This is a genomic window from Mangrovibacterium marinum (assembly GCF_003046625.1).
In the GTDB taxonomy this organism is placed as follows: domain Bacteria; phylum Bacteroidota; class Bacteroidia; order Bacteroidales; family Prolixibacteraceae; genus Mangrovibacterium; species Mangrovibacterium marinum.
The window spans coordinates 222,607-236,406 of sequence record NZ_QAAD01000002.1; the positions used below are offsets into that span (position 1 = coordinate 222,607).

Annotated in this window: 13 protein-coding genes; all 13 read left to right on the forward strand. The window is 47.0% G+C overall.

Translation table 11 applies throughout. From position 1 onward, the window contains the following. Window positions 1-29 precede the first annotated feature (29 nt). The 13 genes from C8N47_RS02775 to purU all read left to right on the forward strand — a co-directional run bounded on the left by C8N47_RS02775 (window position 30) and on the right by purU (window position 13,794). A complete protein-coding gene (locus tag C8N47_RS02775; RefSeq protein ID WP_107820989.1) occupies window positions 30-2,363 on the forward strand; it encodes an ATP-dependent helicase in 2,334 nt (777 codons plus the stop codon). Between the two features lie 178 nt (window positions 2,364-2,541). Then, on the forward strand, window positions 2,542-3,153 hold the full coding sequence (locus tag C8N47_RS02780) for a DUF4290 domain-containing protein (RefSeq protein ID WP_107820990.1): 612 nt from the start codon (window positions 2,542-2,544) through the stop codon (window positions 3,151-3,153). Between the two features lie 26 nt (window positions 3,154-3,179). Continuing rightward, window positions 3,180-4,487 (forward strand): UDP-N-acetylglucosamine 1-carboxyvinyltransferase, encoded by a 1,308-nt coding sequence (murA, locus tag C8N47_RS02785; RefSeq protein WP_107820991.1) that lies wholly within the window; start codon window positions 3,180-3,182, stop codon window positions 4,485-4,487. Window positions 4,488-4,586: 99 nt separating this feature from the next. Then, window positions 4,587-5,108 (forward strand): TlpA family protein disulfide reductase, encoded by a 522-nt coding sequence (locus C8N47_RS02790; RefSeq protein WP_107820992.1) that lies wholly within the window; start codon window positions 4,587-4,589, stop codon window positions 5,106-5,108. A gap of 214 nt (window positions 5,109-5,322) precedes the next feature. Beyond that, entirely contained in the window at window positions 5,323-5,916 is a 594-nt protein-coding gene (locus tag C8N47_RS02795; RefSeq protein WP_107821104.1) for a nucleotide exchange factor GrpE, read from the forward strand. Between the two features lie 25 nt (window positions 5,917-5,941). Next, window positions 5,942-7,114 (forward strand): molecular chaperone DnaJ, encoded by a 1,173-nt coding sequence (dnaJ, locus tag C8N47_RS02800; RefSeq protein WP_107820993.1) that lies wholly within the window; start codon window positions 5,942-5,944, stop codon window positions 7,112-7,114. A 512-nt stretch (window positions 7,115-7,626) separates the two neighbouring features. Beyond that, window positions 7,627-8,487, forward strand: a complete 861-nt coding sequence (hisG, locus tag C8N47_RS02805) for an ATP phosphoribosyltransferase (RefSeq protein WP_107820994.1) — start codon at window positions 7,627-7,629, stop codon at window positions 8,485-8,487. Between the two features lie 29 nt (window positions 8,488-8,516). After that, window positions 8,517-9,806 carry a histidinol dehydrogenase gene (gene hisD, locus C8N47_RS02810; protein ID WP_107820995.1) on the forward strand — a complete coding sequence of 430 codons (1,290 nt, stop codon included), beginning with the start codon at window positions 8,517-8,519 and terminating at the stop codon, window positions 9,804-9,806. Between the two features lie 15 nt (window positions 9,807-9,821). Next, window positions 9,822-10,853: a histidinol-phosphate transaminase gene (gene hisC, locus C8N47_RS02815; RefSeq protein ID WP_107820996.1), complete on the forward strand. Its 1,032-nt coding sequence runs from the start codon at window positions 9,822-9,824 to the stop codon at window positions 10,851-10,853. A gap of 41 nt (window positions 10,854-10,894) precedes the next feature. After that, on the forward strand, window positions 10,895-11,263 hold the full coding sequence (locus C8N47_RS02820; RefSeq protein ID WP_107820997.1) for a four helix bundle protein: 369 nt from the start codon (window positions 10,895-10,897) through the stop codon (window positions 11,261-11,263). Between the two features lie 46 nt (window positions 11,264-11,309). Next, window positions 11,310-12,431, forward strand: coding sequence for a bifunctional histidinol-phosphatase/imidazoleglycerol-phosphate dehydratase HisB (hisB, locus tag C8N47_RS02825; RefSeq protein WP_107820998.1), 1,122 nt, complete (start codon window positions 11,310-11,312; stop codon window positions 12,429-12,431). 48 nt (window positions 12,432-12,479) lie between these two features. Further along, on the forward strand, window positions 12,480-12,854 hold the full coding sequence (locus C8N47_RS02830; RefSeq protein ID WP_107820999.1) for a GxxExxY protein: 375 nt from the start codon (window positions 12,480-12,482) through the stop codon (window positions 12,852-12,854). Window positions 12,855-12,909: 55 nt separating this feature from the next. Then, window positions 12,910-13,794, forward strand: a complete 885-nt coding sequence (gene purU / locus C8N47_RS02835) for a formyltetrahydrofolate deformylase (RefSeq protein ID WP_107821000.1) — start codon at window positions 12,910-12,912, stop codon at window positions 13,792-13,794. Window positions 13,795-13,800: the final 6 nt, after the last annotated feature.

The following is a 13,800-nucleotide window of genomic DNA, read 5'->3' on the forward strand; positions in this document are numbered from 1 at the left end:
AACTCTTATCCCAAAAGATTTGATTAAGCATGAGTTATTTGGACGGATTAAACGATGCCCAACGCCAGGCAGTTATAAATATTGAAGGACCATCGCTGGTTATTGCCGGTGCTGGCTCGGGCAAAACCCGGGTGTTGACATTCAGAATTGCCCACCTGCTGCAAAAAGGGGCCAAACCGGGCAACATTCTTGCCTTGACCTTTACCAACAAAGCAGCCAAGGAAATGAAAGAACGGATTGCCACCATTGTTGGACAATCCACCGCCCGCTACCTGTGGATGGGCACCTTCCACTCCATTTTCGCACGCATCCTGCGTACCGAAGCTGAAGTGCTGGGCTTCCCGTCGAATTTCACCATTTACGATTCCGCAGACTCCAAAAGCCTGATCAGAACCATTCTCAAAAGCATGCAGCTCGACGAAAAGACCTACAAGCCCAACGTTGTGGCCAGCCGCATATCGTCGGCTAAAAACAGCCTGATAACACCGCCGGCCTACCAGCAAAATGCGCAAATCATGGAGTACGACATGAGCATTCGCATGCCCCGCATTGCCGAGATCTACAAAGAATATGACAAGCGGTGCAAAATTGCCGGGGCCATGGACTTTGACGACCTGCTGCTTAAAACCAACATTCTGTTTCGCGACCACAAAGACATTTTGGCCAAATACCAGCAAAAGTTCGACTACCTGCTCGTTGACGAGTACCAGGACACCAACTTTTCGCAATATCTGATCATTAAAAATCTGGCGGCACAGCATCATAATCTTTGCGTGGTTGGCGACGATGCGCAAAGTATTTATTCGTTCCGCGGTGCCCGAATCGAAAACATTCTCAATTTCCAGAAGGACTACCCCAAACATCAGGTTTTTAAGCTGGAGCAAAACTACCGTTCCACACAAACCATTGTGAATGCAGCCAACAGCGTGATTGCCAAAAACAAGCGACAGCTGCAAAAAAATGTTTTCTCTGAAAATAGTGGCGGTAACCGCATCAAGGTATTTTCGGCTTTAACCGACAACGAAGAAGGCTACCTGGTGGCTAACGAGATTAGCGAGACACAAATGCGCAAGCACTATCGCTTTCAGGATTATGCCATCCTCTACCGTACCAATGCCCAGTCGCGTATTTTTGAAGAAGCCTTGCGCAAACGCAACATTCCCTACAAAATTTACGGAGGGTTGTCGTTCTACCAACGCAAGGAAATCAAAGACCTGCTAAGCTATTTCCGACTGGTTATCAACCCCAAAGACAATGAAGCTCTGAAACGGGTGATTAACTACCCGGCACGCGGAATCGGGGCAACCACCCTGGCCAAGCTGGAGCAGGCTGCCGTAGCGCGTACGGAATCCATCTACGAAACCATCCAAAAGTCGCCCTATGAAAATGCGGCCGGTCTGAACAAAGGAACCCTGGCCAAACTGACTGCTTTCAGCGAAATGATCAGTCAGTTTCAGGAGAAAACGCTGACAGCCGATGCTTACGAGCTGGCCAACTATATCGCCACCCAAACCGGCATCATGAAGGATCTGTACCGCGATCAAACCCCCGAAGGCTTAAGCCGTTTCGAAAACATCCAGGAATTGCTGAACGGGATCCAGGAGTTTACCATCAACGCCCGGGAGGAAGGCACAGCCAATGCCCTGGGGAATTATATGGAAGATGTGGCTCTGTTGACCGACCAGGACGGCGAGAAAGACGAAGATCTGGACAAGGTTACCCTCATGACCGTCCACTCATCCAAAGGTCTGGAGTTCAAAAATGTGTTTATCGTCGGTATGGAAGAAAACCTTTTTCCATCGGCCCCCAAGGGAGGAGCCAATCCGAGCATTGAATCGTTTGAAGAAGAACGCCGTCTGTTTTATGTTGCCCTGACAAGAGCAGAGGAAAACGCCTATCTGAGTTTTGCCAAACAACGCTATCGCTGGGGAAAACTGGACTTCTGTAATCCCAGTCGCTTCATTTTGGAAATCGACGGACGTTATTTGGATATGCCCGAAGAAAACGGGATGGGCTTCGAACGTGAGTCTCCGCAAACCGGTGGCTATGCCGGATTCCGAAAGCCACAAGCCCAAGAGCCACCGCAAACGCCCGCTGCCAGCCGGCCGGCCAATGCCAATCCGCAGCTGATGAACCAAAAACTGATGCAACTGCGGGAAGCCAAGAAGCAAAATCAAAATTTTGACGGCGATGACCCACGCGACATCCAGGCAGGCATGACCGTTGAACATCAACGCTTTGGCAAAGGTAAAGTACAACAAGTCGACGGCACGTTCCCCAACTTGAAAGCCACTGTCTTCTTTCCCAATGCCGGGCAAAAACAGCTCTTGCTGAAATTCGCAAAATTGAGGATTGTCCACTAAAGAAAGCCATAAGGGAATCAGCAAATTACAAGATTTACAAACAAAAGATTTGGCTGTGAAATTATTTCAACTAGCTTTGTAAGCAAAGAATACACTTCACAACTGATAATCAGAATTATTACCCGATTGACTCAACCCTGTTTAGTTGAATTCAGTTTTTTATTAGAACATTTTTTAGATGGATTACAATTCAAATCGAAAGAAAATGCCCCTTCCGGAGTATGGGCGTAATTTACAAAATATGGTCGATCATATTATGACCATCGAAGACCGGGACGAAAGAAACCGTGCTGCCCGAACCATCGTTGACATCATGGGAAATATGTACCCCTACCTGCGCGACATCAACGATTTTAAACATAAACTATGGGATCACCTGGCCATCATGTCCGACTTCCAATTAGACATTGACTATCCCTACGAGCCACCCCGCCGCGAAACGTTTAACGAACCACCGGCACGTATTCCATACAGCACCGGGCGCATCAAAAAACGCCACTATGGCAAAATTCTCGAAGAGCTGATCGACAAAGCGAGTGTTTACGATGCGGGCGACGAAAAAGAAAACCTGATTAAGCTCATCGCCAACCACATGAAAAAAAGCTACCTCTCCTGGAATAAAGATGCGGTAGATGATGAGAAAATATACGAAGATCTGGAAATCTTGTCCAAAGGAACAATCAAACGATCTGATTTGGGCTTGACTGAAACCAAGGAATTGCTGCATACCAAACCCCGCAAAAAACAAAGCACCCAAAGCAACCGCGGGCAAAAGAAACATCGCCGGTAAACGGCTAAAAACACATTACTCCGGAGATGGCAACATTTCATATTGAAGGGGGCCGGAAACTTCACGGCACATTAACGCCCCAAGGTGCAAAAAACGAAGCACTACAAATTATTTGCGCCACCTTACTGAGCGCTGAAAAGATTACAATCAGCAACATCCCCGAAATCCGGGACGTCCTTAAGCTCATTGAGCTCCTGGGCGACTTAGGTGTAAAAACCGAAAGGATACGCAAAGGTACATTCAGCTTCCAGGCTGATGAAATCAACATCGATTATCTCCAAAGCGAGAACTTTTCCAGGCAAGCCATCAGCCTGCGCGGATCCATTATGATCGTAGGGCCTCTGCTGGCCCGCTTCGGGCAAGCTTACATTCCGCAGCCCGGTGGCGATAAAATCGGCCGCCGCCGGCTGGACACTCATTTTGTAGGCCTGCAAAAACTGGGGGCATCCTTCCGCTTCGATGCTGAAAAACACTATTTCAGCGTAGAGGCCAAGCAGCTTACCGGCTCCTATATGCTACTCGACGAAGCTTCGGTTACCGGTACAGCCAATATTTTAATGGCTGCCGTGCTAGCCCAGGGAACAACAACCATCTACAATGCCGCCTGCGAACCCTATCTGCAACAACTTTCCAGAATGCTGGTCAGCATGGGAGCTCAAATCAGCGGCATCGGTTCAAACTTACTGACCATTGAAGGTGTTTCCTCGCTCACGGGCTGCACACACCGCATTCTGCCCGACATGATCGAGGTGGGAAGTTTCATTGGATTAGCAGCAATGACCGGATCAGACATTACCATTCCAGATGTGGGCATCAAACACCTGGGAATCATTCCTGACTCTTTCAAGCGGCTGGGAATAAAAATGGAAATCATTGGCGACACAATTCACATACCGGCGCAGGACGAATATGAAATCGAAACCTTCATCGACGGTTCCATCATGACCATTGCCGATGCTCCGTGGCCCGGATTAACCCCCGACTTGTTAAGCATATTCCTGGTTGTGGCAACGCAGGCTAAAGGCAGTGTACTGATCCACCAAAAGATGTTTGAAAGCCGCTTGTTCTTTGTCGACAAGCTCATCGATATGGGCGCACAAATCATTCTTTGCGACCCCCATCGTGCAACCGTTATCGGCTTGAACAAAAAGGTGCAGCTACGAGGCACCACCATGAGTTCTCCCGACATTCGTGCCGGCGTAGCCCTGTTAATTGCTGCACTTTCGGCTCAGGGCAACAGTAAGATTTCAAATATCGAACAAATTGACCGAGGATACGAAGCAATCGATCAACGCCTCAATGCCATTGGTGCGTCGATAACACGCATCGGCTAAGGCACGAACTTTGTTAACTTTTGTGAACAGAATAAACAAAAAACGCTTTTCGACTTTTATAAGAGCGTACAATTTATCAACGCAATAATTTAACACGTTATGAAAAAGATTTTGATGATCGCCGTTCTTTTTACGATCGCAATCGTTGCGCCCAAGCTTGCCGACGCGCAACAGATCGGACTCAATATCGGGAATAAAGCCCCCGAGATTGCAGAAAAAACGGCCGACGGCTCCGAACTAAAACTTTCCTCACTCAAAGGACAATATGTATTAATCGACTTTTGGGCTTCCTGGTGTGGTCCCTGCCGCCGCGAAAACCCGACCGTTGTAAACGCCTATAAAAATTACCAAAACAAAAAATTCGAAAACGGTAAGGGATTTACTGTATACAGCGTATCGCTCGACAAATCGAAAGATGCCTGGCAAAAAGCAATTGCCGATGACTATTTGGTTTGGGACAACCATGTGAGCGACCTCAATGGATGGAGTGCCAAGTACGCAGCGATCTACGGGGTACGTAGCATCCCAAGCAATTTCCTGATTGACGGCGATGGTGTGATTGTGGCCAAAAACCTTCGTGGCCCGGCGCTTGAAGCTAAACTAAAGGAATTAATCCGCTAACAAACAAACCGAAACAACACCCCAAGGGTTTGGAGAAGAAGCAAATGAAATAATTGCTAAATAAGCGATAATCACCAGAGGCAGTACCGACGTACTGCCTTTCTTTTTCTAATTTTGTCAGCCCTTATTGAAAACGAATGCCAAAATGTCCCGCCAATTTCAGATGGCAGCATTTTTGTGCCATAACAGTCGAAAAAATAAAACAGAAATAAATATGGCAGAGGAAAAAGTTGTAAACGAGCAAGAAGTGAGTGCTGATGAGGTGAAAAACAACCCCAAAGAGGCACAAACAGAAACTGCTAAAAAAGAGCATAAGCACGACAAAAAGTCAAAAAAAGATAAACAGGACGAAATTCAGGAGCAAATCGAAAAATTGCAAAACCAGCTTGCCGACATGAAGGATAAACACGTACGACTGCAAGCAGAGTTCGACAACTTCAGAAAACGCACCTTGAAGGAAAAAATGGAATTAATGAAATCGGGCGGCGAAGGTGTCCTGATGAATATCATTCCGGTTATCGATGATTTGGAACGCGCTCTTGCTGCATTTAGTGACGTTGAAGATGAAAATCCGCTGAAGCAAGGAGTGACTTTGATTTATACCAAATTTCAGGAATTCCTGAAACAAAATGGCATCAAAGAAATTGACGCCAAAGAAAAAGACTTTGACACCGACCTCCACGAGGCGATTACTAAAATTCCGGCCCCATCGGAAGAACTGAAAGGCAAAGTAGTTGATGTGATTCAGAAAGGATACCTGTTGCACGAAAAAGTTATTCGCTTTGCTAAAGTTGTAATCGGCGAATAAACCAGAAAAAAAATCCACAAGGAGCATGGCAAAAAGAGATTATTACGAAGTTTTAGGTGTTAGCAAAAGCGCCACTGCTGAGGAAATTAAGAAAGCATATCGCAAAAAGGCGATCCAATATCACCCGGATAAAAACCCGGATAATAAAGAAGCTGAGGAAAAATTTAAAGAGGCAGCCGAGGCCTACGAAGTTTTAAGCAACCCGCAAAAAAAACAGCGCTACGACCAGTTTGGTCATGCCGGCATGGGCGGCGCTGCCGGTGGCGGCTTTGGTGGTCACGACATGTCGATGGATGATATTTTCTCCATGTTCGGCGATATTTTCGGCGGCAGCGGCGGTGGCTTTGGTGGCTTTAGCGGCTTTGGTGGCTTCGGCGGTGGTGGCCGCAGCCAGGGACGGCGCGTTCACCGGGGATCGGACTTGCGCGTGAAAGTTACGCTGAGCATGAAAGATGTCGCAAACGGGGTTGAGAAAAAATTGAAACTCAAAAAATACGTCAGCTGCGACAGCTGTCACGGCTCGGGCGCTGAAGGTGGATCCGATTACGAAAGCTGCTCAACCTGTCACGGTAGCGGACATGTAACCCGGGTTACCAACACCTTGCTGGGACAAATGCAAACCACATCGGCCTGCCCCACCTGCGGCGGCGAAGGCCAGATCATCAAGAACAAGTGTAGCAAATGTCATGGCGAAGGAATCGTCAAAGGAGAAGAAGTTGTCAGCTTCAAAATCCCCGCTGGTGTTGCTGAAGGCATGCAGCTAAATGTATCAGGCAAGGGGAATGCCGGACGCCGCGGCGGCGTAAACGGCGACCTGCACGTGATTATCACGGAAGAACAACACCCGGATCTAATCCGCGATGGAAACAACCTGATATACAATTTATTTCTATCCATGCCCGATTTCGTATTAGGCACAACAGCCGAGATTCCGACCATCGACAGCAAGGTGAAGGTGAAAATTGAAGCCGGCACACAGCCTGAGAAAATCCTTCGGCTGCGCGGCAAAGGCCTTCCCGAGGTCAACGGCTACGGACACGGAGACCTGCTGGTACGCATCCACGCCTGGACCCCGAAAAAGGTTAGCTCGGAAGAGAAAAAATTGCTCGAAAAACTGCAGCAATCACCAAACTTTCAGGCCACCCCATCATCGGGCGACAAAAATTTCTTCGAAAAAATGAGAGACATTTTCGACTAAATAAATAAATAAATAAATAAATAAAAAACCTCCCCCTCCGGGAGGTTTTTTATTTTCCGAAATCCTACAACCGAATAAAGGCTGCTACTCATCGTCAAACACCAAAAGCAAAGACCTGCTTCAACTCAATAACCGGCACCGCCTCAGACCTTCGTTGCTATTGATAATTCGTCAAAATCATCATTTCTTATTTTTAGCTTTTTGACAAGACTTTCCGGAACATCCAAACAAGTAAAAACCGAAGAAAAATCCCCGCTGTGGAGGCAAAAAACAACAAAAACAACTTCTTAATTTTAAATTAACAGCAATTCGCTTTGTTCAATTTCAATTTATAACTATACTTGCAACACAAAATACAGAACAATGACATTCAATAACGGACATCACGGCCATCATCATTTTTTCCTATTACAAGGTAGGCCGTAATTCTTTTGTCCGCATTGAAACAAAAAATATTAACAAAAAGAAGGCTTACCATCAGGTAGGCCTTTTTTATTTTTAACAAACTGATCATGACACAATTGAAAATTGCCGTCCAAAACAAAGGACGCTTGTTTGAAGATTCGATGGACTTAATTAAAGAAACCGGAATCAAATTTTCGCTCGGCAGCAGCCGTGTGCTTCTGGCCTCGGCTAAAAACTTTCCAATGGAAGCACTTTTCCTGCGCGACGACGACATTCCGCAAACCGTTGCCGATGGGGTAGCCGACATCGGTATTGTTGGCGAAAACGAAGTGCTTGAAAAGAAAATGGACGTTGTTGTTGCCAAGCGTCTTGGATTCAGTAAATGCCGCTTATCGCTGGCCATCCCCAAGTCTGATGATTACAAGGGGCCCGAATATTTTAACGGGAAAAAAATCGCCACTTCTTACCCGGTTATCCTAAAAGACTGGCTCGATAAAAACAAGGTAAACGCCGAAATTCATGTCATCACGGGCTCTGTTGAAATCGCTCCCGGAATTGGTTTAGCCGATGCTATTTTCGACATCGTCAGCTCCGGTTCAACGCTGGTTGCCAACCGTCTGAAAGAAGTAGAGGTAGTGACGCCATCTGAAGCACTTTTAATCGCAACTCCGAATCTTTCATCTGAAAAACAAGCCATCCTCGACGAACTGATCTTCCGTTTGGAGTCTGTTCAGCGTGCTGAAGGTAAAAAATACATCGTCCTGAATGCTCCGAAAGAGAAAATCGCCGCAATTTCAGCGATTCTTCCCGGGATGAAAAGCCCAACTGTTACGCCGTTGGCAGAAGAAGGATGGGTATCCCTATCGTCGGTCATTGCTGAAAAAGAATTCTGGGAAATCATCGGAAAACTGAAAGAAGCCGGCGCCCAGGGAATTTTAGTAATGCCGATTGAAAAAATGATTCTCTAATAACTTCTAACGGGAAAAAATCCACACGCATGAAAACTTATATTGCTCCGGCCCCTGCTGAATGGCCGAAACTGCTGGAACGCCCCCTGTTCAATGCCAACGACCTGGCCGGGCGAGTGCAAGCCATTTTGAATGACATTAAAATTGAAGGTGAAGCCGCTGTTCGACGTTACACCGAAAAATTCGACGGCGTTGTTCTGGACGAGCTGGCCGTTAGCGACAGCGAAATTGAAGAGGCCATCGCACTGGTGGCTCCCGAACTGAAAGCTGCTATTGAAACAGCCGCCGGAAATATCCTGCGTTTTCATGCGCAACAAGCCACCGAAACCCGCAAAGTTGAAACCACCCCCGGCGTTACCTGTTGGCAAAAAGCGGTGGCCATCGAAAAGGTTGGCCTCTACATTCCGGGGGGCTCCGCCCCGCTTTTTTCAACGGTTTTAATGTTGGCTCTTCCGGCCAAAATTGCAGGCTGCAAGGAAATCGTGTTGTGTACGCCTCCGGGAAAGGATGGTAAAATCAACCCGGCCATCTTATTTGCAGCCAAGCTGGTAGGGGTTACAAAGATTTTCAAACTTGGTGGTGTTCAGGCGATTGGCGCAATGGCTTACGGCGCCGGCCCAGTGCCCAAAGTGTATAAGATTTTTGGCCCGGGCAACCAATACGTCATGGCAGCCAAGCAACTCATCAGCATCAGCGACGTGGCCATTGACATGCCTGCCGGCCCATCCGAAGTGGCGGTTATGGCCGACGAATCAGCCAATCCGGCCTTCATTGCCAGCGACCTGCTGTCGCAGGCTGAACACGGCCCCGACTCACAGGTCGTGCTGGTAGCAAACTCAGGCAACCTGATTGAAGCTGTTCAGACCGAGCTGGACAAGCAACTCGAACAACTCAACCGGGCCGACATCGCCTTAAAAGCCCTCGACAATAGCGTCGCTATCGTATTGGACAGCGAAGCAGAGATGGTTGAGCTAATCAACGAGTACGCCCCCGAGCACCTGATTATCTCCATGAAAAAATACCTGGAGGTAGCCGGGAAAATCACCAATGCCGGATCTGTATTTCTGGGCAATTACACCCCCGAGAGCGCCGGCGACTATGCCTCGGGAACCAACCACACCCTGCCGACAAACGGCTGGGCCCGTTCCTTCAGTGGGGTCAACCTCGACAGCTTTACAAAAAAAATAACCTTCCAGGAAATCACCGAACAGGGTATCCAAAAGCTCGGCCCGGTTATCGAAACTATGGCTGCTGCGGAACAACTGGACGCGCACAAAAATGCAGTAAGCTTGCGCTTAAAAGCACTTACAAACGACTAATGGAGATCAAGAACGATGAACTTAGATAAACTATTACGCGAAAACGTTAAAAACCTGAAACCATACTCGTCGGCAAGAGATGAGTTTTCGGGTGAAGCAATGGTATTTTTGGATGCCAACGAAAACCCCTATAATGCGCCTTACAACCGCTACCCGGATCCACTGCAACGTCAGTTGAAAGAGAAAATATCGGGTATCAAAGGATGTGCTCCGGATAAGATTTTCCTGGGTAATGGCAGCGACGAGCCCATTGATCTCCTCTTTCGTGCTTTCTGCGAGCCAGGCAAAGACAACATTGTTTCCATCGACCCAACTTATGGTATGTACCAGGTTGCTGCCGATATCAATAACATTGAAGTTCGAAAGATTAAACTGAAGGAAGACTATAGTTTTTCGGCTGACGAACTATTGGGACAGGCCGATGAAAACAGCAAACTGGCTTTCGTTTGTTCGCCCAACAACCCAACAGCCAACCTGATGGACCAGGGAGAAATGCTGAAACTCATTCAAAATTTCAAAGGCTTGGTTGTGGTCGACGAAGCTTACATCGACTTTGCGCCGGGTGCCAGTTTGTTGCCCGAGCTCGATCGTTATCCCAATCTGGTGATCCTGCAAACCTTCTCCAAGGCTTGGGGAATGGCCGGCATCCGACTGGGGATGGCTTTCGCCTCTCCCGATATCATTAAAATCTTCAACAAGATTAAATATCCCTACAACATCAACATCCTGACGCAACAAAAAGCCCTGGAGTTGATTGAGCAGGAAACCGAAAAGAACGCCTGGGTAGAAACGCTTCTGGCAGAACGTACAAAACTGAGCGAACAACTGAAGGCTTTTCCTTTTGTTGTAAAAATTTACCCTTCCGATGCCAACTTTCTACTGGTCAAGTTGCACGACGCCCGCGGAATTTACGACTACCTGGTTGAAAATGGCGTCATCGTTCGCGACCGCTCCAAGGTAATTTTGTGCGACGACAGCCTTCGAATCACAGTCGGCTCACCGGAGGAAAATGAGATACTGATTGAGAAACTAAAAGAACTAATATAGAAAATATCCAATATCGGATACTCAATAACCAATATCCAAGGATGAATACCGAATCGAGAATTTTTGATCTGGAAGACCGCTTAATTGACTTTGCTCTGAAAGTTGATGAAATCGTTGAAAAACTTCCAAATACGAGGTTAGCCAATCATTTGGCTGGTCAAGTTGTTCGAAGCAGTACTGCTCCGGAACTGAACTACGGAGAAACGCAGTCTGCTGAATCACAACGCGATTTCATTCACAAAATGCAGATCATTTTGAAAGAACTTCGGGAAACAAGAGTGACATTGAAAATTATTCTTCGCAAACCGTTGTTGCCATTCGAAGTTGTTGATTCTGTTCTAAAAGAAAACGAAGAATTGATAGCCATTTTTGCTAAAAGCATTAAAACGGCCAAGTCGAAGCTATCTTAATTGGATATTCAAAATTGTTTATTCATTATTCGAAATTATTAACACTATGAAGAAAGCTCTTTTCATCGATAGAGACGGAACCCTGATTATTGAACCGGCGGACGAGCAAATCGACTCGCTGGAAAAACTGGAGTTCCTGCCCAAGGTTTTCCGCAATATGCATTTTATTGCCAAAAACCTCAACTACGAGTTGGTGATGGTGACCAACCAGGACGGTCTCGGAACTGATTCATTTCCGGAGGACACCTTCTGGCCGGCACACAACAAAATGCTGAAAGCGCTCGAAAATGAAGATGTTGTTTTTGACGACATTTTAATCGACCGTCATTTTCCGCACGATAACGCGCCTACCCGCAAACCGGGCACCGGAATGATGGGCAAATACATGGACGGCAGTTACGACCTGGCCAACAGCTTTGTGATTGGCGACCGCCTGACCGACATCATGCTGGCTAAAAACCTTGGGGCTAAAGGAATCCTGATCAGCGACGGCTCATTGGTCGATGAAATGAAAGCACAAGGGCTGGAAGACTTCTGCGCTTTGATAACCAACGACTGGGACGATATTTACGCACGCGTTGCTGCTCCGGAACGTACCGCCCGCGTTGAACGCAACACCAAAGAAACGAAGATCCTCGTCGAGCTGAACCTGGATGGAACCGGCAAAGGAAACATCTCAACCGGGCTCGGCTTCTTCGACCACATGCTGGACCAGATTGCCCGCCACGCCGGAGTTAACCTGACGGTAAAAGTTGAAGGCGACCTGCAGGTAGACGAACACCACACCATTGAGGACACCGGACTGGCACTGGGAGAAGCGTTCAAGATCGCTTTGGGCGACAAACGAGGCGTGGAACGTTACGGCTACTGCCTGCCTATGGACGATTGTCTGGCCCAGTGCGCCATCGACTTTGGCGGACGCCCCTGGATTGTATGGGACGCCGAGTTCAAGCGCGAAAAAGTCGGCGACATGCCAACGGAGATGTTCTTCCACTTCTTTAAGTCATTTTCCGACACCTCGCTTTCGAACCTGAATATTAAAGCTGAAGGCCAGAACGAGCATCACAAAATCGAAGGAATCTTTAAAGCGCTGGCCCGCGCCATAAAAATGGCAATTAAGAAAGATGTGTTTAACTTTGAGCTTCCTTCAACTAAAGGAACCTTGTAGCAAAACGAACCACAAAGAACGCAAAGACTTGCACAAAGCACACGAAGTATGAATGATTTGGAAGACACGTTTAAATTGATACTCGACAATTCGTTTAAAGTACACTCAGCATTAGGGCCGGGGCTTCTTGAAAGTGCCTATGAAGAATGCCTGGCGTATGAATTGCTTCAATGCGGCTTATTTGTGGAACGCCAGAAAGCACTGCCTCTGGTTTACAAAGATGTAAAACTGGATGCTGGCTACCGGGTCGACTTGATGGTTGAACGAAAAATCATCATCGAAATTAAATCGATTGATGCACTGGCTGATATTCATTTGGCTCAAATACTAACTTATATGAAACTGTCCGATTCAAAACTCGGGCTCTTGGTTAACTTTAATGTAAAAAAACTCAAAGACGGCATTAAACGAGTTATCCTATAACTCTTTTGTGACCTTCGTGAAAAAACTTAGCGCCCTTTGTGGTAAAAAATAGAATATGAAAAGCATCAAACAACTTCGTGAAAAAAAGAATACAGCGATTCTTTTAATACACTGCCCCGATAAACAAGGAATTTTGGCAACAGTTACTGAATTTCTGAATGAAAATAACGGCAATATTATCTACCTGGATCAATATGTCGACCGCGTTGAAAAGATTTTTTACATGCGGGTTGAGTGGGAACTGGAAGGTTTTGCCATTCCCGCGGATAAAATCAAAGAATATTTCGACACGCTGATTGCCTCGAAACTGGAAATGGATTACTCGATCCATTTTTCGAAACAGATGCCCCGCATGGCCATCTTCGTTTCCAAGATGTCGCATTGTTTGTTCGACATCCTTTCGCGCTACACCGCCGGCGAATGGGATGTTGAAATTCCGCTGATCATCAGCAACCACAAAGACCTGGAGCCCGTTGCTCAGCGTTTCGACATTGCCTTCCACTACATTCCGGTAACCAAGGAAAACAAAGCCGAACAGGAAGCCCTGGAAATTGAACTGCTGAAAAAATACAAAGTCGATTTCATTGTCTTAGCTCGATACATGCAGGTTCTTTCTCCGGAGTTTGTCAGCAAGTACCCCAACCGGATTATCAACATTCACCACTCGTTTCTCCCCGCTTTTGCAGGGGCTAAGCCTTACCATGCCGCACATGCCCGTGGTGTGAAGATTATTGGTGCCACCAGCCACTACGTGACCAGCGAGTTGGATGGAGGCCCGATCATTGAACAGGATGTAACCCGCTGCAGCCATATTGATACGGTTGAACGCCTGGTTCGCAAAGGGCGCGACCTGGAGAAGATTGTCCTGTCGCATGCCGTATTCAAGCATCTGCAGCGCAAAATTTTGGTTTACAAGAACAAGACCGTCGTCTTTAACTAGTAACGA